This is a genomic window from Xanthomonas sacchari (assembly GCF_040529065.1).
GTDB classification, from domain to species: Bacteria; Pseudomonadota; Gammaproteobacteria; order Xanthomonadales; family Xanthomonadaceae; genus Xanthomonas_A; species Xanthomonas_A sacchari.
In genome coordinates this window covers 4,734,635-4,753,764 of record NZ_CP132343.1, presented here as the reverse complement: position 1 = coordinate 4,753,764, position 19,130 = coordinate 4,734,635, and the positions used below count along the sequence as shown (strand labels likewise).

At 66.6% G+C, this 19,130-nt stretch carries 20 protein-coding genes; 6 read left to right on the top strand and 14 right to left on the bottom strand.

Annotation, left to right across the window (positions count from 1 at the left end):
• Nucleotides 1–16 precede the first annotated feature (16 nt).
• From RAB71_RS20220 to RAB71_RS20155, 14 genes are all read right to left on the bottom strand, one after another.
• Nucleotides 17–403 (bottom strand): DUF192 domain-containing protein, encoded by a 387-nt coding sequence (locus RAB71_RS20220; protein ID WP_010340555.1) that lies wholly within the window; start codon nucleotides 401–403, stop codon nucleotides 17–19.
• Nucleotides 400–1,290 carry a type II secretion system F family protein gene (locus tag RAB71_RS20215; RefSeq protein ID WP_010340554.1) on the bottom strand — a complete coding sequence of 297 codons (891 nt, stop codon included), beginning with the start codon at nucleotides 1,288–1,290 and terminating at the stop codon, nucleotides 400–402. Before RAB71_RS20215 ends, RAB71_RS20220 begins: the two co-directional genes overlap by 4 nt.
• Nucleotides 1,287–2,135 (bottom strand): type II secretion system F family protein, encoded by an 849-nt coding sequence (locus tag RAB71_RS20210; RefSeq protein ID WP_010340553.1) that lies wholly within the window; start codon nucleotides 2,133–2,135, stop codon nucleotides 1,287–1,289. Before RAB71_RS20210 ends, RAB71_RS20215 begins: the two co-directional genes overlap by 4 nt.
• Nucleotides 2,135–3,859, bottom strand: a complete 1,725-nt coding sequence (locus RAB71_RS20205; RefSeq protein WP_010340552.1) for an ATPase, T2SS/T4P/T4SS family — start codon at nucleotides 3,857–3,859, stop codon at nucleotides 2,135–2,137. The genes RAB71_RS20210 and RAB71_RS20205 overlap by 1 nt, the downstream gene beginning before the upstream one ends.
• Nucleotides 3,860–3,889: 30 nt before the next feature.
• The gene (locus RAB71_RS20200) at nucleotides 3,890–5,269 is read right to left on the bottom strand and encodes a type II and III secretion system protein family protein (protein WP_010340551.1); all 1,380 of its coding nucleotides are present in this window, start codon (nucleotides 5,267–5,269) and stop codon (nucleotides 3,890–3,892) included.
• 227 nt (nucleotides 5,270–5,496) lie between these two features.
• Nucleotides 5,497–6,336, bottom strand: coding sequence for a Flp pilus assembly protein CpaB (gene cpaB, locus RAB71_RS20195; RefSeq protein WP_010340550.1), 840 nt, complete (start codon nucleotides 6,334–6,336; stop codon nucleotides 5,497–5,499).
• Nucleotides 6,337–6,378: 42 nt separating this feature from the next.
• Entirely contained in the window at nucleotides 6,379–6,573 is a 195-nt protein-coding gene (locus RAB71_RS20190; protein ID WP_010340549.1) for a hypothetical protein, read from the bottom strand.
• A complete protein-coding gene (locus RAB71_RS20185) occupies nucleotides 6,570–7,262 on the bottom strand; it encodes a hypothetical protein (RefSeq protein WP_050946520.1) in 693 nt (230 codons plus the stop codon). The genes RAB71_RS20190 and RAB71_RS20185 overlap by 4 nt, the downstream gene beginning before the upstream one ends.
• Nucleotides 7,259–8,089, bottom strand: coding sequence for a TadE family protein (locus RAB71_RS20180; RefSeq protein ID WP_029561765.1), 831 nt, complete (start codon nucleotides 8,087–8,089; stop codon nucleotides 7,259–7,261). The genes RAB71_RS20185 and RAB71_RS20180 overlap by 4 nt, the downstream gene beginning before the upstream one ends.
• 11 nt (nucleotides 8,090–8,100) lie before the next feature.
• Nucleotides 8,101–8,895 carry a hypothetical protein gene (locus tag RAB71_RS20175; protein WP_353940107.1) on the bottom strand — a complete coding sequence of 265 codons (795 nt, stop codon included), beginning with the start codon at nucleotides 8,893–8,895 and terminating at the stop codon, nucleotides 8,101–8,103.
• Entirely contained in the window at nucleotides 8,895–10,406 is a 1,512-nt protein-coding gene (locus RAB71_RS20170; protein ID WP_010340545.1) for a pilus assembly protein TadG-related protein, read from the bottom strand. The genes RAB71_RS20175 and RAB71_RS20170 overlap by 1 nt, the downstream gene beginning before the upstream one ends.
• A 170-nt stretch (nucleotides 10,407–10,576) precedes the next feature.
• The gene (locus RAB71_RS20165; RefSeq protein ID WP_010340544.1) at nucleotides 10,577–10,855 is read right to left on the bottom strand and encodes a hypothetical protein; all 279 of its coding nucleotides are present in this window, start codon (nucleotides 10,853–10,855) and stop codon (nucleotides 10,577–10,579) included.
• A gap of 653 nt (nucleotides 10,856–11,508) precedes the next feature.
• On the bottom strand, nucleotides 11,509–12,324 hold the full coding sequence (locus tag RAB71_RS20160) for an ABC transporter permease (RefSeq protein WP_010340543.1): 816 nt from the start codon (nucleotides 12,322–12,324) through the stop codon (nucleotides 11,509–11,511).
• A 19-nt stretch (nucleotides 12,325–12,343) separates the two neighbouring features.
• Nucleotides 12,344–13,327, bottom strand: a complete 984-nt coding sequence (locus RAB71_RS20155) for an ABC transporter ATP-binding protein (protein WP_050946521.1) — start codon at nucleotides 13,325–13,327, stop codon at nucleotides 12,344–12,346.
• A 155-nt stretch (nucleotides 13,328–13,482) separates the two neighbouring features.
• Between RAB71_RS20155 and RAB71_RS20150 the strand changes: the two genes are divergently transcribed.
• The 6 genes from RAB71_RS20150 to RAB71_RS20125 all read left to right on the top strand — a co-directional run bounded on the left by RAB71_RS20150 (nucleotide 13,483) and on the right by RAB71_RS20125 (nucleotide 19,071).
• Nucleotides 13,483–14,193 carry an FAD-binding oxidoreductase gene (locus tag RAB71_RS20150; RefSeq protein WP_040900689.1) on the top strand — a complete coding sequence of 237 codons (711 nt, stop codon included), beginning with the start codon at nucleotides 13,483–13,485 and terminating at the stop codon, nucleotides 14,191–14,193.
• A gap of 541 nt (nucleotides 14,194–14,734) precedes the next feature.
• Nucleotides 14,735–15,313, top strand: a complete 579-nt coding sequence (locus RAB71_RS20145; RefSeq protein WP_010340540.1) for a hypothetical protein — start codon at nucleotides 14,735–14,737, stop codon at nucleotides 15,311–15,313.
• A complete protein-coding gene (locus RAB71_RS20140) occupies nucleotides 15,310–15,510 on the top strand; it encodes a helix-turn-helix transcriptional regulator (protein ID WP_010340539.1) in 201 nt (66 codons plus the stop codon). The genes RAB71_RS20145 and RAB71_RS20140 overlap by 4 nt, the downstream gene beginning before the upstream one ends.
• 90 nt (nucleotides 15,511–15,600) lie before the next feature.
• Nucleotides 15,601–17,115, top strand: a complete 1,515-nt coding sequence (locus tag RAB71_RS20135) for an alpha/beta fold hydrolase (protein WP_041500590.1) — start codon at nucleotides 15,601–15,603, stop codon at nucleotides 17,113–17,115.
• 31 nt (nucleotides 17,116–17,146) lie between these two features.
• Nucleotides 17,147–17,893, top strand: coding sequence for an ATP-binding cassette domain-containing protein (locus tag RAB71_RS20130; RefSeq protein ID WP_010340635.1), 747 nt, complete (start codon nucleotides 17,147–17,149; stop codon nucleotides 17,891–17,893).
• Nucleotides 17,890–19,071, top strand: coding sequence for an ABC transporter permease (locus RAB71_RS20125; RefSeq protein WP_010340634.1), 1,182 nt, complete (start codon nucleotides 17,890–17,892; stop codon nucleotides 19,069–19,071). The genes RAB71_RS20130 and RAB71_RS20125 overlap by 4 nt, the downstream gene beginning before the upstream one ends.
• Nucleotides 19,072–19,130 lie beyond the last annotated feature (59 nt).

Sequence of the window (19,130 nt, the reverse complement as noted above, 5' to 3'; positions counted from 1 at the left end):
GTGCGGACGCGTGCATTCATGAGCGGGCTCCCGGAGAGGAAGGCGCCGGCGCGGTGGCGCGCCAGTGCCAGTGTTCGCCGCGTTGCGGTTGCAGACGGTCCAGCGCACCGCCATGGAACTCGATGGTGGTCGCGGCACGGCGGCACATCGCCGTGCGATACGGCCTGACGTTCTCGCGCCACTCCAGCACCACATCGTCGCGGCCCAGGAACACCAGATCCAGCGGGTAGCCCATGCCGATGGTATGCACGCTGGCGCAGGGACGGATCAGCAAGGCCTCCGAGCCGTCCGTGGCCAGTGCCGGGCGCGCCAGCAGGCCACGCGCACGCGACCACCAGGTATCGGCCGCCCACACCTGCGGGATCGGGGCGCCGGCGCTGCGCTCGATGCATCCACGCTTCACAGGATCCCCTCCTGCAGCATCTTCAAGTAGATGAAGTAGGCGAGGAACAGGAAGATCAGCGGGAAGAAGAACATCACCAGCGGCAGCATCATCTTCACCGGCGCTTCCAGCGCCAGCTTCTCGGCGCGCAGGAAGCGTTCCTCGCGGCGCTGGTTGGCCTGCGCGCGCAAGGTGTCGCTGAGGTTGGCACCGACCTTGTCGGCCTGGATCAGCGCACTGGTGAAGCTGGTGATCTGCGCGATGTCCATGCGCTCGGCCATGCGGCGCAGCGCCTCGGCGCGCGGCAGGCCGGCGCGCAGATCGCGCAGCATGCGCGAGAACTCCTGCGACAGTGCGCCGGCCGGTCCCTTGGCGACCGCCTGCTCGATGCCGCCGGTGACGTTCAGGCCGGCCTCGACCGACATGGTGATGAAGTCCAGATAGACCGGCAGGTCGCGCACCACGGTCTTCTGCCGCGCCTTGCGCCGCTCGCCCAGCCACAGTGCGGGATACAGCCAGCCCAGCACGCCGCCGAACAGCACGCACATCAGGCCCGAACCGATGCCCAGGTGGCCGAGCATGCCGGTGCACAGCAGGAAGAAGGCGATCACCACCAGCGCGCTGGCCATGCGCAGGCCGTAGAACTCTTCCGGTGTCAGCGTGTAGTCCTGGCCGGCGGCCTGCAACTGGCGGTGGGTCTGTTCCAGTTGCGCCACGCTCAGGCGCGGCGCGATGCGCCGGGTCAGCACCGTCACCAACGGCCACATCAGTTGCATCAGCCGCGGCAGCGGATCGTAGTAGGTGCGGTCCTCCAGTTCGACTTCGCGGATCACCCCGCGCGTGCCGATGACCACCAGCGCGACGGCGCCGGCAGCGAGAAGCGCGACGAGGGCGAGCATCCAGGTCATACGTCGATCGTCATGATCTTCTTGCAGAGACGGTAGCCCAGGTATTCCATGACCAGGCAGATGGTGATCACCACCCAGCCGTGCCAGCTGTGGAACATCGGCTGCATGGTTTCGCTATACATCACGCTGAGGTAGCCGATCAGGAACACCGGCAGCATCGCCATGACGATGCCCTGTAGGCGGCCCTGCGCGGTCAGCGACTTCACTTTCTTCTCCATGGTCAGGCGTCGGCGCAGCGTCTCTGCCAGTGTCGCCAGGGTCTCGGCCAGATTGCCGCCGACCTCACGCGAAATATTCACCGCCGAGACGAACAGCTCCGCATCGGTGATGGGCACGCGCTTGCTGAAGTTCTCCATCGCTTCCTCGGCGCGCAGCCCCATGTGTTGTTCGCGCAGCACCAGCGCCAGTTCCTGCGCCAGCGGCGGCTGGCCGTCGTGGACCAGCACTTCCATCGCCGGCGCAAAGCCGACGCCGGCGCGCAGGCTGCTGGACAGCATCTGCAGCGCGTCGGGAAGCTGCTCCTGGATCTTCTCCAGCCGACGCTTGCGCAGGAACGCGTAGACCTTGCGCGGGGCGAAGATCAGGAAGATGCCGATCAGCACCGCGATGACCAGGCTGCCGGTCAGCATCCACACCAGCAGCGGGATGACCACCATCACCACGGCGCTGATCATGTAGACCTGGGCCGGATCCAGGAACAGGAACATGTCCGCCAGGTTCATGCGGGCCTGGTCCATGAAGCTTTCGCGGTAGCGCTTCAGGAACTGCTCGCTGGAGCGCGCGATCAGCAGGATGGCCATCGCGGTTCCGGCAAACACCAGCAGGGCGATCAGCCACAGGCCCATCAGCGCGCGCCTCCCTGGTTGCGGAAGATGCCCAGATCCACCGACACGCCGCGCTCGGCGAGCTCTTCGTAGAACTCGGGCACTGCACCGGTCGCAACGAAGTTACCGGCGACCTTGCCGTCGGGGCCATGGTAGGTGGTGGGCTTGAACAGGAACAGGTCCTGCATCTGGATGGTGCCGCTTTCGATGCCGGTGATTTCGGTGATGTGGCTGACCTTGCGCGAGCCGCAGGGATAGCGGCGCTGGTGCACGATCAGGTTGACCGCCGACGCGATCTGCTCGCGCACCACCGTCATCGGCAGCTCCATGCCGGCCATCATCACCATCACCTCCAGGCGCGAGAGCGTCTCGCGCGGGTTGTTGGCGTGCGCGGTGGTCAGCGAGCCTTCGTGGCCGGTGTTCATCGCCTGCAGCATGTCCAGGCATTCGCCGCCGCGGCACTCGCCGACGACGATGCGGTCCGGGCGCATGCGCAGCGCGTTCTTGACCAGGTCGCGGATGGTGATCTGGCCCTTGCCCTCCATGTTGGGCGGGCGCGCTTCCAGCGCCACCAGGTTGGGCTGGACCAGTTTCAGTTCCGCCGCATCCTCGATGGTGACCACGCGGTCGCCGTCCGGGATGAAGTTGGACAGGATGTTCAGCAGGGTGGTCTTGCCCGAGCCGGTACCGCCGGACACCACGATGTTGCGGCGCTCGCGCACGGCCATAATCAGGAAGTCCAGCATCGGCTGGTTCAGCGAGCCGAACTTCAGCAGGTCCTCGCCCATCAGCCGGCGCGTGGCGAACTTGCGGATGCTGATGCTGGGGCCGCGCAGCGCGACCGGCGGGATCACCGCATTGACGCGCGAACCGTCCTTGAGGCGCGCGTCGACCAGCGGCGAACTTTCGTCGATACGCCGCCCCAGGGGCGTAACGATGCGTTCGATCGCGGCTAGGCAGGCACGTTCGTTGGAGAACACCACCTCGGACTTCTGGATGCGCCCGGCACGCTCGATGAAGATGTCATCGTGCGAATTGACCATGATTTCGGTGACGGTCGGATCGTCGATCAGGTCTTCCAGTGGTCCCAGTCCGATCGCCTCGTCCAGCACCTGCTTGGCCAGCCTGCGCGGGCTGATGTCGGCCGGCAGATCGCTGAACTCGCGCTTGAGGATGTCGTCGATCAGGTTGATGGTGCTGTCGCGCAGCGCGCTGTCGTCCATGCTGCGTACGTCCATGCGCCGCAGGTCCATCTGCCGCACCAGCGCCATGTGCAGCTTGGTGCGCCAAGTGGCGATGTCCGACGGCGGCGGGCCAGCCACCACCATGTCTGTCGCGGCGGGCGCCGCCGCCTGGCGGTCGGACGCGGCCTCGGTGGTTGCCGCGGGCGCTTCCGTGGCCCTGACCGCCGCGCCGTCGTTGGCGGCAGGCGTCTGCCGGACGATGCGTGCATCGTCGCCGCTGACCTTCAGCATGTACTGGCCGATGCGGATCTCGTCCTTGCCGTCGATCGGCCCCTGCTTGGCCAGCACCACCTTGCCGTTGAGCGTGATTGGCTCGCGCCCGCCCAGGGGCAGGATGAACACGCCGTCGTCCTCGCGCAGCAGGGTGGCGTGCTTGCCGGCGATGTTCCAGCCCTGCAGCATCACCAGGTTGGCATCGGCGCGGCCGATGCCGCACTCGCGGTGCATGCACTTGACCTGGCGCGTGTCGCCTCCTGGCGTATTGATCAGCACTGTGAACATGGCGGTGAACCTTGCGCTCCGTGGGGTGGATTACTTGATCAACTTGTCTTGGCGGGGGCTGATTTCGTCCTGCAACTCCTTTTCGATCCCTTGGGCGCGCTGCAGATCCTGCAGGTTCTCCGGCGAGGTCGGGCTGACGATGCGCGGGGTCACGAAGATCACCAGTTCGGTCTTGTTGCCGCGGAAGCCATCGGAGCGGAACAGCTTGCCCAGGATCGGGATGTCGCCCAGCAGCGGCAGCTTGTCCACCGCCTTGGAGGCTTCCCGATCGAGCAGCCCGGAGATGACGATGGTCTGGCCGGCATTGACGTTCAGTTCGGTCTCGACGCGCCGCGTCAGGAAGCCAGGCACACCTTGTACCGACACCGATGGATCGATCCGGCTGACCTCGGCCATGATCGAGGTATTCACCTGATTGGACGAGTTGACCGACGGGTTGATGTTCAGGCGGATGCCGTATTCCTTGTACTCGATCTGGGTCTGGCCGAGGATCGACGGCACCACGATCGGCACTTCGCCACCGACCAGGAAGGTCGCGTTGCTGCCGCTCTTGGCGCTCAGCTTGGGCTGCGCCAGCACCCAGGCCTTGCCGCGGCTCATCAGCAGGTTGATCTTCGAGGCGATCGTGGTGGCGATACCGAAGTAGCCCTGCGGCCCGGGCAGCTTGGTGGGCAACTGATCCTTGATGTCCTGGAAGGTCTGGTTGTCCTGCGGCAGCACGCGGAAATAATTATTGGTGGTCACGTCGCGGATCAGGCCGCCGATCGGACCGTCGATGGTGCTGTCCCAGCGGATGCCCAGGTCCTCCACAGCGTTCTTGTTGAACTCCATGATCGACACGTCCATCTGCACCATCGGCCGCATGCCGACCGGGTCGGCGCCGGCGAAGTTCAGCACCTGCGGATAGATCTTCTGCAAGGCCTGGATCTTGGCCGTGGTGGCGGCATCCACGTCGTTGCCCGAGATCACCACATTGGAGCCAATGGCCCGCACGGTGACGCCCGGCGTATTGCCCAGCAGTTCGCGCACGGTCTCGGCCGCGCCTTCGGACTTGCTGCCACCGACCGTCACGTTGACGTCGCGCTGGCTGCCATCGGCCATCCACAGGTGGACGTTGGTCTCGCCGGGCTTGGTGCCGATCATGACCAGTTCGGACTTGCCGACCGAGAAGACGCTCAGGACCTCGCCGTCGCCGACCGCGATGCGGCGCAGCGTACCGGGAACCCGCCGCACCACGGCTTCGCCGGCGTAGATGCTTTGCGACGGCTGGATCAACGGGGCGACCGAGGGCTTCTTGTCGCCGGCCAACGCGACGCCGCCACCGCCCGACGAGGCGTTGCCGTTGCCCAGTTCCTGGATCTGCGATTCCACCGTCTGCTTGAGCTGGTCGACCTGGCGTCCTTGCGCCATCAGTCGCGCCTGTTCTGCCGACGGGGCATCCGCTGCCTGCCCGGTCGCCGGCGGCGCTGCTGGCGTGGTCGCCGGCGCGCGCGCGGCAGGCCGTGATGCCGCAGCAGTGGTGGCGGCCTGTTGTGCCGATGCGTTCCATCCCCCGATGCCCGCCAGCAGCAAGCCGGCCAACCATGGCGCCGATGTCCCGGCCTTGCTCCTGCGACGGCGTGTTGCTTGCGTCATGCTTAACCCTTTCCGCCAATGATGAACTCTACGCGGCTGCTTCCGCTGCCTGTGTTTGCCGGATCGCCCGATCCCAGCGACCGCAACAACTGACTCTCGCTCATGCCCGTCGCCGCGCCGGGCGAGGTGTCCTGCACTTCGCGCAGCAGGACGCGCACCGCGCCCACCTTGGAGGCGACGGCGAGCTGCTTGGCCTGATACTGGTCCAGCTCCAGGGTGACGCTGGAGAAGCCGGTGGACGTACTGGATTCCTCGCCTTCCTTCGGCGCCGTCTCGCCGATGCGGCTGCCGGCCGCCAGCACCTTGATCTTCTGCAGCAGCGGGAACACCTGCGCGCCCGATGCCTGGCTGCCGGCGGCGCCATTGCTGCCGGTGGAGGCGTCCTTGACGAAGAAGATGTCGATCAGGTCGCCCGGCGCGATCATGCCCGAGATCGAATTGTTCTCGTCCACGCTCATCGTGTAGGCGACCTTGCCCTTGGGAATCAGCCGCGAGAACTGGTCGTACAGCGGAACCAGGGCGCTGGCGCTCAACGGCGCGCCGCCCCGTGCCGGTGCACGCAATATCCTGCCTTCGAACTGGGCGTGGTTGTCGGGCGTGACCGCATCGGCGGGCGCGAACTCGGCCGGGATCGTGCGCAGGGCCAGATCGCTGCCCTGCAGGATCGCCCCCTGCGGCAGATCGTTCACCGGCACGGCGACGTCGACCATCGGCCGGTTGTCCTGGGTGCGTTCGGCGACGGTGGTGCGGATGTAGCTGACCGCGATGAAGGCGGCCAGGCCGGCCATGACCACCGCGACCAGGATGAAAAGGACGTTCTTGCTGAGTTTGGGTTTCTGCATTGAAGAGGCGCCGTCGGGCAGGTCATCGCGAGGGAAGAGGGATCACCCCACCAGCACGTCGGACGCCGAGATGGCGTAGACGAAGGCGGCATAGAGATCTTTCAGGGCTGTCACCACGTCGGTGATCACGTCGGGCTTGGCGATCAGCACGATCACCAGCGCCATCACCACCACCGTGTACTCGATCGTGGACTGGCCGCGCTGCAGGCGCTGGCAGGACAGGGCATGCGCGTTCATTCAACCACCGCCACGATCACGGTGCCGGTCTGCCCGCGGCTCGAGGTCACGGTGACGCGATCGTCCTGCCGGGTGAAGCGGGAGACGCAGTGCGGACTGCTCGCGGTGCAGGCCGAGGACGAGCCATCGCGCGCAAAGCCCTGCCCGGCGAAATACCGTGCGTAGTACTGCTGGTTCTGCAGCGGCGTATAGCGGTTGAGCATGCTCAGCGTCCTGACATGACGCGGCGTGTCCATGTAGACGATGTCCTCGGCGACCTGTGTCTCGGGCAGCCGGCCGAAGCCCTTGCCGACGTTGTCGGCGGGAAGATCCTTCTTGGGAACTTCCATGACGCCGATCTGGCCCTGCGTGCGATTGGCATCGCCACTCAGTTCCACGGTGATGTAATAGCCGTCCCTGGTCATGTGCCCAAGCACGGTCTTGTTGCCCATTGGGGTGGTCACGACGGCGTTGCCCCACTCCTTCCGATAGAACTGCTCGACCTGCTTCGGCGATTCGGCGACACGGAAGCGACTGGCCCGCATGGCGATGCCGTTGTAGAGCATGTGCTCGGATACGATCTCGCCCGAGGCCTGCTCGGGGACCGGGACTTCCGGCCAGTCCAGCGCATGCGCCTGCTGCGCCGCGACCGTCGACAAGAGCGCGCCAAGCCCGCCAGCGAGCATGCGGTGGGAAACGCGCGGACTCATGGCTTGCCCGGCTTGACCGGGTAGTTGGCGAGCTTGTCTGCAGGCACGACATCCGGCTCGATCGCGCCCAGCTCGAGATCGCCGAGAGAGCCAACCATGGGCAGGATCGGGGTCAAAGGCTTCAGCACGTCGAAGACCCGGTCCAGCCCATCGAAGTAGGAGACCGGCGCCAAGGGACGCACCGTGGCGATCACACTACGTGCACCGCTGCGCGGACCGGAGGCATTCCAGGCATCGGTCAGCAACGTCTGGTGACGCTTGTCGGCCAGATCGAGGTTGTCCAACGGCTCGAGAAAGTGCGCGGGTCGACCGTCCGCGGTCTTCAGGTCGCGATAGTTCAGCGTCACTTCCGCCGTGACATAGCCGCTCTTGTTGGGCGGGAAGGCATTGTCGAAATAGTTCTTCGGTAGCAACTGGGCCGCCTCGTCGACGTAGCCGGGAGAGCCCCTGTTCGCTGTACGCGTGATCGACAGGTCGCGTTTTTCCAGCAGCTTCTGGTTCGAGAAGGTATTGAGCATCTGATCGGCGAACGCACCGCCGCTGGCGCCGGATGTGCGGCTGGTGATCGGCGCGTCGGCATCGGCAAAGTTGCGGTCGAGCGCCTTGCCTTGCAGCGCGGCGCGGCTGGCCGGCTGATAGTTCTTGGCCACGCTCGCTTCCCAGGCGGCGTTGCGTGCCGCTTGCATCGCCATCTGTTTGCCGTGCCCCAACTTGGCGACAACCGGGATCAGCAGGAACAGCGGCACCAGCACAGCGGCACAGACCGCCAGCTCCACCATCCCCTGTCCGCGCATCCTGCGCGCTGGTGCAAAGAGCGTCGTCTTCATGCCGTGTCCTCCTAGTTTTCTTCCTTCTCACCCGCCACGTTGGAAGGAACCAGACCGCTGCCGAGGCTGAACGACTTGACCTGCAGCACGCAGCCGTTGCCGCCCTGCAGCGGCTTGGCCTCCAGCGGAATGGCCTGCAGATAGGCGCCGGCGCCATCGATCGTGCAGCCGGCCGCATCGCCTGGCGACTCGGAAAAGCCCCACTTGCTGCCGCCCGACCACATGCACACGTCCTGCTTGCCGTTCTCCCAGCGCGTGCAGGGCTGCCCCTTGACCTGGGCGTCGCCAGCGAGCTTCCAGCCGATGGCCTGGACGGTCTGCCGTTCCTGCGTGCGCGTGCTGCTGTCGATCGGCAGATACATGCCGTTGGTGTCCTGGATGGTGTCCTTGTCCGTGTGCTCCTCGAGCTTGACCATGCAGGCGCCCTGCGCGCTGTCGTCATCGGCGTCGAGGGTCCAGCTGACCTGATGCGCGAACTGCCGATGTGCGTCGATCATGATCTCGACCTCGCCGGTTCCCAGCTTGGCTTCGTCCTGCGGCGAAAGCGCACGCGTGGGCATGCCGGAGCCACGGCAGGCTTCCAGCTTCGCCTGATAGTTCTTGCGCTCCAGGTTTTCGCCTCCCATGCGCGACTCCCAGGTCAGCACGACATGGAGGGCGGGCAGCGACTTGACCCCGCTTTCCGAGGAGGAATCCCCACCACCGTTGCCGCCCTCGGTCGCGTCGTGCGACTGGCAGCCGGCGGTGAACGCCAGCGAGGCCATGCAAGCAAGCGCCAGCGCGCGGGATCGGTTGGTCAATAACATCATGGAGCGGTCACCAGGAGTGTTCGGTCGGAAATGGGGGTTTGCACCAGGCGCGCCTGCCAATACGGACTGAACAGGCTGCCTTTTTCGAACTTGCTGTCGCCTCTGCCCCACACCGAGCGCCGGAAGGCGCTGAGTTCGTAGGGACGATTGAAATAGACCTGCGCACTGGCCATCGCGCGCAATTGCTCGCCGCGCGCCTGATCCTTCAGCTGCATCCGTCCACTGCCGATCTTCAGCGCCGAGCTGGTGCGCGCCTTGTCGACCCGGGTGCCGACTTCGACGGTGTAGATCGGCCCGGCATTGGCGCCCTCGGGCTGCTGCGAGTAGGCGTCCTTGACGTCCCGATAGCGAGGGCTGATGCCGTAACGATAGCTGTTGATGAAAGCTTGGTTGCGTTTGAAGTCCGGGAGGACGGCTGGGTCGCCTTCGATGAATGCGCCGGCGATGTCGCTGCGCTTGGTGCCGTTGTAGGCCCGATAGGTGCGATTGTTTTCGTAGGGCGATTGCCATCCCCGCCCGTTGTTCATCCCGGGAAAGAAGTTGGGTTTGCGATTGTCGACCGCCTGGGTGCCCGCCCAGCCGATCGGAATCTTGAGGGTGGTGACAAGCAGCGGAAGCTTGAGTTGGAAGGTGTCCACGGCCGACCACCGGTCGTACTCGACCATGTCGGTGCCGCCATTGTTGTTGAAGATGCCGAACGCCGTGCCGTCGCGTGCGCGCGTGAACGTATCGCGCGACGCCATCACCACATTGCGATAGCGCTCGCCGCCCTTGTTGGTGCTGGTCAGGCCGCGGCGTTCGCCTGGGGTATAGCTTTCCAGCTGATTGCCTGCGGAAAGCACGTTCTTGGCCAGAACGCCCTTGCCGACCACGGTCAGATCGGCATCGGGCACATTGTCCTTGACGACCTTGCTGGCCATGGCGAAGACGTTGGCCTCCGACGTGAGGTCGCCCACCGCCGCCTCGGCGGCCAGCGCGTAGGGATGGTCGAGTGCTTGATCCAATATGCCGATGGTGGTGTCCGCTGCCCGCAGAAAGGTTTGGCGAAATATCTTGAGCGTCCTGTTGATCACCGTCATCGCGCGATCGACGCCGATTAGGACTTCACCAAGGGCCGGCACCCAGAACAGCAAGACTTCCGCGACCTCTACGACCTTCTCGAAGTGCACCGACGATGAGTGCACCATGGTCAGCCAGGAGTTCAGACTGACGATCTGCGCGACCGCCACCTCGTTGGCGACGCGTCCACGATTCAGATAGGCCGCGAAATTGCGCGCGCGCGCCTGCTCGACGGCGATGCTGTACGCCGCGGCATCGGCGGCATTGGTGAGTTCGACCTTCTTGCCGACCACCTGTCCGGTGTTGAAGGTCACCAGCAGGCCCACGCACAGCACCATCAGGAACACCAGCACCATCGGCATGGCCTGTCCCTGCATTTTGGAACGGACACAGGTCGGCCCTGGCGCGACCGTCGTGGTCGAGGGATTGGCGGCGGCGATGATCACCATGCGGCTTCCTTCGGGCAACACCACGCCGAGGGCACGACGCGTGCGTCGGACCCGGCGGGTTCCATGGATTGGGAGCTAGCTAACGCGCAGAATTCCGGACAAGACGTCTGCCGACACGATCGACGGCAGGCCACCATCTGCCCGCCTCGGGGCAGATGGTGGCAATGGCATTACTTGTTGCCGTTGTAGGCGGCCATGCCCTTGTCTTTGTCGGCCTGCGACTGCGCCTTGCCGGCGTTGGTGCCAGCGCGGTTGATCATCTGGCTGGCGTCCTGCTTGCCCGACAGCTCCTGCGCCATGCCGGCGACCTGGCTGCGGACGGTGCCGCCGAAGAACGTGAACACGCCAATCGCCGCGATCGCGATCAGGGCCACGATGATGATGTACTCGGTCATGCCCTGGCCGTGCTGCTTGCGGCCGAAGCGGATGGGCTTGCGTTGGATCTTCATCTGATTCCTCTCCTTGGCTCGATCGCCCAATTACCGGCAACACACAAGCGTGCCAGCGGCAACGTGTGGCGACATGGGTTCATTAAGTGAAGTCGTTCACGGAGACGAAGCTGGTCTCCGGCCCGCGCTTTACGTCCAGTAAAGAGATGGTGTGTAGCGGACGTGTGCACTGTAGCGTCGGGATATTGCCGTTACAAGAAAACTTGCGTTAATAAATTGGCGCTTAACAGGATTCGCATCACACTATAGAGTCAAACTTTGGACGCGTGCGTTCCCGTACGGAATATACAATTGTGAATTCGGTGCACTCGCGCCGTGCGCTTCGTCAGATTCGACTGTGACGCATAGCGGATATGCCGGTGCCTGACACCGGCTGCAATCCGGGACGCGGCGTGTATCGCGCTGTACATATGGCGGCTGACTGCGGTGCGCTCAGCTCCCGGCGAGGGTAGGTCTCTTGCGTCTACGTCTTCGTCCACTAGGTGCTCGTACCAAATAGCGAGCGCCTGTGCACTGTGTCGCTGCCACGCCGTGTCGGCGCGGCCTTTTCAGGCGATGCGAGACGTTGCCGCTTGTCACGACGACGCCTGGCGGCGTCGTACTTGGGGCGGCGTAAGCCGCCTGGAGGGCAGGGGCGCTAGGGACGCGGCGCGTCAGCTCCGCAACCCCACCCCGCGCCGCAGCAGCCACAGCGCCAGCGCCGCCAGCACCGCGACGAAGCCCAGCATCAGGCTGTAGGCCACCCACACCGGCACGTCGCTGCTGCCGAGCAGGCCGTAGCGGAAGGCGTTGACCATGTAGAAGATCGGGTTGGCGTGGGTGGCGGCCTCGGCCCAGCCGGGCAGCAGCTTGACCGAATAGAACACGCCGCCCAGGTAGGTCAGCGGGGTCAGGATGAAGGTCGGCACGATCGCCACGTCGTCGAACTTCTTCGCGTAGACCGCGTTGATGAAGCCGGCCAGGGAGAAGATGGTCGCGCCCAGCAGCACCGTGGTCAGGGTCACCAGCGGGTGCGGGATCCGCACCGGGGTGAAGAACATGGCGATGATTAGCACGATCACGCCGACCATCAGCCCGCGCAGCACCGCGCCGGCGACGTAGCCCCACAGGATCACCCAGTTGGGCATCGGGCTGACCAGCAGTTCCTCGACGTGGCGGCCGAACTTGGCGCCGAAGAAGCTGGAGCTGATGTTGCCGTAGCTGTTCTGGATCACGCTCATCATCACCAGGCCGGGAACGATGAACTGCATGTAGCTGTAGCCGCCCATGTCGCCCACGCGCGAGCCGATGAGCCCGCCGAAGATCAGGAAGTACAGGGTCATGGTGATCGCCGGCGGCACCAGGGTCTGGCCCCAGATGCGCAGGATGCGCTTGACCTCGCGGCGCACGATGGTGCCCAGCGCGACCCAGTTGCGCTGGGCGGGCGTGGCGTCGGAAACGGGGAGGGTGGAATCGGTCTGGGAAGTCATGGTCGTCGCCGTGGGGGCATCAGGGAGTGGCGGACGGCGTGGCCGCGCCGGTCGTGGCCGCAGCGGCATCGCGGTGTTCGCCGGTGAGGCGCACGAACAGTTCTTCCAGGCGATTGCTCTTGGTGCGCATGGAGCGCACGCGGATGCCGGCGTCGCCCAGTGCGGCGAACACGCGGTTGAGGTCCATCGCCCGCGGCATGTCCAGGTCCAGTGTGTGCGCGTCCTGGGCGAGCAGGGTGGTGCCCTCGATCGCCGGCAACTGCGCCGGCAGCTCGCCGTCGATGTCCAGCAGGAAGCCTTCCACGTCCAGCTTGGCCAGCAGGGCGCGCATCGGGCCCTGCTCGACGATGCGGCCGCGGTCGATGATCGCCAGGTTGCGGCACAGGCTCTCCGCTTCCTCCAGGTAGTGCGTGGTGAGGATGATGGTGGTGCCGGCGGCGTTGATCTCGCGCAGCACGCGCCACATGTCGCGGCGGATCTCGATGTCCACGCCGGCGGTGGGTTCGTCCAGGATCAGCAGGCGCGGCCGGGTCATCATCGCGCGGGCGATCATCAGCCGCCGCTTCATGCCGCCGGACAGGGTGCGGCTCATCACCTGGGCCTTCTCCCACAGGTGCGCACGCTTGAGTTCGGCTTCGGCCAGGCGCTCGGCCTCGGCGCGCGGCATGCCGTAGAAGCCGGCGTAGTTGACCAGGATGTCGAAGGGCTTCTCGAACAGGTTGAAGTTGATTTCCTGCGGTACCAGGCCGATAAGGCGCATCGCCGCGCTGCGCTGGCTGCTCAGGTCGGTGCCGAACACCTCGACCTGGCCTGCGCTGAGGTTGACCAGCGAGCTGATGATGCCGATCAGGGTGGACTTGCCGGCGCCGTTGGGGCCGAGCAGGGCGAAGAAGTCGCCGGGCAGCACGTCCAGCGACACGCCATGCAGGGCCTGCACGCCGTTGTCGTAGGTCTTGCGCAGGTCGCGCACGCGCAGGGCAGGCGCCGGGGTCTGGGAAGAAATAGCGGATGCGGGAGTCAAGGCGGGCCTTCGCGCCGCATCGACGGCGCAGGAGAAGTGCAGCCGCTATTATAGAAGACCTCGCGGGGTCGCCCCCGGCCACAGACTGTTGCATCTCCGTGCCTGCCCAATTCCCGTTGAAACTGGTCGACCGCCACATGCTGGCCCCGGCCGTCGGCCACTATCGCTTCGTCCGCGACGACGGCCAGCCGCTGCCGTTCGTGCCGGGCCAGTTCGTGCAGGTGCACTTCCACTATGCCGATGGCACCGCCACCAAGCGCAGCTATTCGCTGGCCACGCGCCACGATCCGACGCAGCCGGCCGATGCCACGGTCGAGATCGCGGTCAGCTTCGTCGCCGGCGGCGCGGCCACCGCGCTGTTCGAAGGCCTGGAGATCGGCGGGCAGGTCTGCGCCAGCGGTCCGTACGGCCGCTTCTGCCTGCAGCCCGGCGATAGCAACCGTCGTTATCTGTTGATCGCCACTGGCACCGGCGTCACTCCGTACCGTTCGATGCTGCCGCTGCTGGAAGCCGCGATGGCCGAGCGCGGCGTGGAAGTGGTGTTGCTGCTGGGCGCGCGCACCCCGGCCGAGCTGCTGTACGGTGACGAATTCCGCGCTTTCGCCGATGCGCATCCCGGTTTCCGTTTCGTGCCGTGCTTCTCGCGCGAGCTGCCGGAGGCGCCGCATGCCGACGTGCGGCATGGCTACGTGCAGCAGTTCCTCGCCGAGTTCGCGCCGCAGGCCGAGGGCGACATCGCCTACCTGTGCGGCAATCCGAACATGGTCGACGCCTGCTTCGATGCGCTGAAGGAGGCCGGCATGCCGGTGCCGCACATCCGCCGCGAGAAATACGTCAGCAGCAAGTAACGGCCGCTGTCGGCGCAGGACATCCCGCGTAGGAGCGGCTTCAGCCGCGACCGCTACACCTTCGGTCCGTCCAGGGCGAAGCTGCGTGTTTCCGAAGTGTCGAGCGCGCTTCGCGCCCTTACCCTCACCCCAACCCCTCTCCCGGTGGGAGAGGGGCTCGTTACGCTGGCTTGCCGGTGTTTCGCGTCGTTCGGACAAGGCGTCAGCAACAGGGTGCCCGTTGGCGCTGGACATCCTGCGTAGGAGCGGCTTCAGCCGCGACCGCTCCACCTGCGGTCGGTCCAGGGCGAAGCTGCCTGTTTCCGAAGCGTCGAGCTCGCTTCGCGCCCTTACCCTCACCCCAACCCCTCTCCCGGCGGGAGAGGGGCTCGTTACGCTGGCTTGCCGGTGATTTCGTTTTGTCTGTAAAGGACGCTTGACACTCGACCTTGGCGCGCGCATTCTGCTGTCAAGCGTGCTTGACAGGGGAAAGGTCGGCACGCCATGTGGCGCCGCCGTAACGGGCGGCCGGAGCGGGTCGAACTGAGATTGGGGACGGGGCATGGGCAACTGCAGGCGCAACGCGATCGTGGTGCTGTGCGTGAGTCTGGCGCTGCTGGCGGCGGGGACCTGGCTGCCGCTCGGCGGCAGCGACTATCTGCGTGGGGTATGCATGGGCGTCGGCGTCGGCGGCCTGTTCATGGCGCTGTTGATGTGGTGGTCGCGGGGCAGCCTGGCCGACAGCGCACCGCGGGCGCTGGCACGGCGCTACTACCGCGAGTTCTTTCCGCCGATGGGCGCCTACGTGGTGGTGATGCTGTTCTGGAAGCGCCTGCTCGACAGCGTCGACGCGCACTGGCTGCGCGTGGTGGTCGCGCTGCTGCCGGCATTGACGTTGGCGCTGGTGATCCGCGCGGTGGCGCGCTTCGTGCGCGACTCCGACGAATTGCAGCGGCGCATCGAGCTGGAGTCCATCGCCATCGCTGCCGGGCTGACTTGTGGCGTCTACATGGCCGCCGGCTTCCTGCAGGCGGCGCAGGTGATCACGGTGCCTGCCTCGAGCGCGATGCTGTGGGTGTTTCCTGCGCTGTGCATGACCTACGGGGTGGTCAAGGTCGCGAACGCGCGCCGCTATCAATGAACAGCCGCATCCGCGAACTGCGCGAGGCGCACGGCTGGTCGCAGGGCGAACTGGGCGAGCGGCTGGGCGTGTCGCGACAGACCATCAATGCGCTGGAGACCGGCAAGTACGATCCGAGCCTGCCGCTGGCGTTCCGTATCGCGCGGCTGTTCGCGCACAGCATCGAGCAGGTGTTCCTGTTCGATGAGGCCGAGTAAGCGCGCACTCCGTTCCATGCCCCACCGGGCAACGACGACGCCATGTTCCGGCATGGCATTCTGCAAGCCATGAACTCAAGGATGCGAACCATGCGACACCCCTCCCGGCCGTTCGCCATCGCGGCGGCCACTCTCTTGCTCGCCGCCTGCCAGGCGGCCCAGGCACCGGCGCCGCAGACGTCCGAGCGCAGCTACGGCGCGCTGCGCTTCCACCCGTGCACGCTGACCAATCCGGTTGCCTCCAACAACGTGCCGGCGCAGTGCGCGCGAATGGCGGTGGCGGAGAATCCGGCGGCGCCGAACGGCCGCAAGATCGAACTCAACATCGCCTGGTTGCCGATCACCGGCGAGGGCGGCAGCGACCCGGATCCGGTGTTCTTCCTCGCCGGCGGGCCCGGCCAGGCCGCCACCCAGGTCGCCAGCATCGTCGACATGGCGCTGCGCGAGACCCGCAAGCGCCGCGACGTGTTCCTGATCGACCAGCGCGGCACCGGCCAGTCAAACCCGCTGAGCTGCCTGGGACCGGACGGCAAGGAGATGCCGCTGGCCGATCCGGCGCGCGCGCCCACCGCGAACGAACTGGTCGACTACGCGCGGCGTTGCGCGCAGTCGCTGCAGGGCCGCGCCGATCCGCGCTACTACACCACCACCCAGGCGATCGGCGATCTGGATGCGGTGCGCGCCGCGCTGGGCGTGGACAAGATCAACCTGATCGGCGGCTCCTACGGCACCCGCGTCGCCCAGCAGTACGCGCGCCGCTACGCGCCGCACGTGCGCAGCGTGGTCATCGATGGCGTAGCGCCGAACGATCTGGTGGTCGGCGGCGAGTTCGCCACCACCTTCGAGGATGCGATCGCCCTGCAGGCCGAGCAGTGCAAGGCCGATCCGGCCTGCGCCAAGCGCTTTCCCACCGATACGCGCACGCAGTTGCGCGCGGTGGTGGAGCGGCTGCGGCAGGCGCCGGTGGACGTGGACTACCGCGACCCGGCCAGCGGCGAGAGCCGCCACGACCGGGTCACCGCCGACACCGTCACCAGCCTGGCGTTCTCGTTCTCCTACGCGCCGCAGACCGCGTCGCTGCTGCCGCTGGTGCTGGACGAGGCCGCCAACGGCCGCTACGGCCCGCTGATGTCGCTGGCGCGGATGATGGGCGGGCAACTGGACGGGCAGATGAACCGCGGCATGCAGTGGTCGGTGATCTGCGCCGAGGATGCCGACCGCTACCGCGCGCCGCAGACGCACGACACGCTGCTCGGCCCGGAAGTGGCGCAGATGTTCTTCGCGCCGTGCCCGGTGTGGCCCACCGGCACCCGCCCGGCCGACTTCACCGCGCCGTTCACCTCCACCCTGCCGGTGCTGCTGACCTCCGGCCAGCTGGATCCGGTGACGCCGCCACGCTACGCCGAGCGCGTGCTGAAGGGCCTGCCCAACGGCCGTCACCTGGTGGTGCGTGGCCAGGGCCACGGCACCATGACCCTGGGCTGCATGCCCAAGCTGCTCGGCCAGTTCTTCGAGACCGCCGATGCCAAGCACCTCGATGCCACCTGCCTGGACGCGATGAGCGGCGTGCCGGCCTTCACTTCATTCAACGGATGGGAACCATGAGCTGCGCAGCGTTCGACAGGGAGGGGCAGGCATGATCGTCGCCGACAATCTGCACAAGGCATTCAAGACCCGCGCCGGCGCCGTGCAGGCCGTGCAAGGGGTCAGCTTCCAGGCCGCCGACGGCCAGATCACCGGCCTGCTCGGTCCCAACGGTGCCGGCAAGACCACCACCTTGCGCATGCTCTACACGCTGATGGCGCCGGACCAGGGCCAGGTGCGCGTGGACGGCGTCGACGTGGGCCAGGATCCGATGGCGGTGCGGCGCGCGCTGGGCGTGCTGCCGGATGCGCGCGGCGTGTACAAGCGGCTGACCGCGCGCGAGAACATCGCCTATTTCGGCGAGCTGCACGGGCTGTCGGCGGCGCGCATCGCCGAGCGCACCCGGCTGCTGTCGACGGCGCTGGACATGGACGACATCCTCGACCGCCAGACCGAAGGCTTCAGCCAGGGCCAGCGCACCAAGACCGCGATCGCCCGCGCGCTGGTCCACGACCCGCGCAACGTGATCCTGGACGAACCCACCAACGGCCTGGACGTGATGACCACGCGGGCGCTGCGCGGGTTCCTGCGCGAACTGCGCGAGGAAGGGCGCTGCGTGATCTTCTCCAGCCACATCATGCAGGAGGTGGCGGCGCTGTGCGATCGCATCGTCATCATCGCCAAGGGCACGGTGGTGGCCGCCGGCACCGCCGACGAACTGCGCGCCCTCACCGGCGAATCCAACCTGGAAGACGCCTTCGTCAAGGCGATCGGCAGCGACGAGGGACTGCACGCATGAGCCTGCTCCGTACCGTATTCACCGTGATGCGCAAGGAATTGCGCGACCTCTCGCGCGATCGCCGCACCCTGGCGCTGGCCTTGCTGCTCGGGCCGCTGCTGTACCCGGCGCTGATCCTGGGCATGGGCGCGCTGGCCGAGAGCCGCGTGCGCACCCAGATCGACAAGCCGCTGGACATTCCGGTGATCGGCCGCGAACGCGCGCCGAACCTGGTCGCCTTCCTCGCCGCGCAGGGCCTGAACGCGGTCGCGCCGCCGAAGGACCTGACCGGCGCGATCCGCAGCCAGGACGTGGACCTGGCGCTGAAGATCGACGAGGACTACGCCAACGCCTGGCACGAAGGACGCCCGGCGCTGGTGGAGATCATCAAGGACAGCACCCGCCGCGACGCCGACATCCCGACCCAGCGGGTGCAGGCCGCGCTGAGCATGTACGGCCAGCAGGTCGGGGCCTTGCGCCTGCTGGCGCGCGGCATCGATTCGCAGGTGTCGCGGCCGCTGGACGTGGCGCTGCAGGACCTGGCCACGCCCGAAGCCAAGCGCGGTGCGTTGCTGGCGATGCTGCTGCCGGTGCTGCTGACCATCACCTCGTTCATCGGCGGCGCCTACCTGATCCTCGACGCCACCGCCGGCGAACGCGAGCGGCAATCGCTGGAGCCGCTGCTGGCCACGCCGGCCTCGCGCAGCGCCATCGTCAGCGGCAAGATCGCCGCGGCCTGCGTGGTCGGCCTGGTGTCGCTGCTGCTGACCCTGCTCGCGTTCAAGCTCAGCGCGCAGGTGGCCAGCGGCATCGGCCGCCAGCTCAACGTCAGCTTCGTGGCGATGCTGCAGATGCTGTTCGTGCTGCTGCCGATGCTGTTCATCGGCACTTCGCTGCTGACCTACCTGGCGGCCTCGGCCAAGAGCATGAAGGAAGCGCAGAGCCACATGACCTGGCTGATGCTGCTGCCGATGCTGCCCGGCTACGCCTTGATGGTGTATCCGCTGAAGACCACGCTGTGGCAGTTCGCGGTGCCGTTCCTGGCGCAGAACCAGATGTTGATGAAGATCATCCGCCGCGAAACGATCGATCCGCAGATCTGGGCGGTGTACCTGCTCACCGGCTTCGGCCTGGCCGCGGTGCTGTGGCTGGCGGCGGTGCGCCGCTATCGGCAGGAGCAGTTGGCGATCTCGCCGTGAGCCGCCGCAGCGCGCGGACCCCGTCCGCGCGCTGCGATCGATTGCAGTGGAGCCGCGCA

Coding starts and splice junctions, on each gene's coding strand:
- cpaB (WP_010340550.1), bottom strand. CDS start 6,336: ATGCAGAAACCCAAACTCAGCAAGAACGTCCTTTTCATCCTGGTCGCG.
- RAB71_RS20180 (WP_029561765.1), bottom strand. CDS start 8,089: ATGAAGACGACGCTCTTTGCACCAGCGCGCAGGATGCGCGGACAGGGG.
- RAB71_RS20210 (WP_010340553.1), bottom strand. CDS start 2,135: ATGGGCCTGTGGCTGATCGCCCTGCTGGTGTTTGCCGGAACCGCGATG.
- RAB71_RS20170 (WP_010340545.1), bottom strand. CDS start 10,406: ATGGTGATCATCGCCGCCGCCAATCCCTCGACCACGACGGTCGCGCCA.
- RAB71_RS20130 (WP_010340635.1), top strand. CDS start 17,147: ATGATCGTCGCCGACAATCTGCACAAGGCATTCAAGACCCGCGCCGGC.
- RAB71_RS20190 (WP_010340549.1), bottom strand. CDS start 6,573: ATGAACGCGCATGCCCTGTCCTGCCAGCGCCTGCAGCGCGGCCAGTCC.
- RAB71_RS20135 (WP_041500590.1), top strand. CDS start 15,601: ATGCGACACCCCTCCCGGCCGTTCGCCATCGCGGCGGCCACTCTCTTG.
- RAB71_RS20200 (WP_010340551.1), bottom strand. CDS start 5,269: ATGGCGCAAGGACGCCAGGTCGACCAGCTCAAGCAGACGGTGGAATCG.
- RAB71_RS20150 (WP_040900689.1), top strand. CDS start 13,483: ATGCTGGCCCCGGCCGTCGGCCACTATCGCTTCGTCCGCGACGACGGC.
- RAB71_RS20125 (WP_010340634.1), top strand. CDS start 17,890: ATGAGCCTGCTCCGTACCGTATTCACCGTGATGCGCAAGGAATTGCGC.
- RAB71_RS20215 (WP_010340554.1), bottom strand. CDS start 1,290: ATGACCTGGATGCTCGCCCTCGTCGCGCTTCTCGCTGCCGGCGCCGTC.
- RAB71_RS20205 (WP_010340552.1), bottom strand. CDS start 3,859: ATGTTCACAGTGCTGATCAATACGCCAGGAGGCGACACGCGCCAGGTC.
- RAB71_RS20140 (WP_010340539.1), top strand. CDS start 15,310: ATGAACAGCCGCATCCGCGAACTGCGCGAGGCGCACGGCTGGTCGCAG.
- RAB71_RS20165 (WP_010340544.1), bottom strand. CDS start 10,855: ATGAAGATCCAACGCAAGCCCATCCGCTTCGGCCGCAAGCAGCACGGC.
- RAB71_RS20175 (WP_353940107.1), bottom strand. CDS start 8,895: ATGTTATTGACCAACCGATCCCGCGCGCTGGCGCTTGCTTGCATGGCC.
- RAB71_RS20145 (WP_010340540.1), top strand. CDS start 14,735: ATGGGCAACTGCAGGCGCAACGCGATCGTGGTGCTGTGCGTGAGTCTG.
- RAB71_RS20160 (WP_010340543.1), bottom strand. CDS start 12,324: ATGACTTCCCAGACCGATTCCACCCTCCCCGTTTCCGACGCCACGCCC.
- RAB71_RS20185 (WP_050946520.1), bottom strand. CDS start 7,262: ATGAGTCCGCGCGTTTCCCACCGCATGCTCGCTGGCGGGCTTGGCGCG.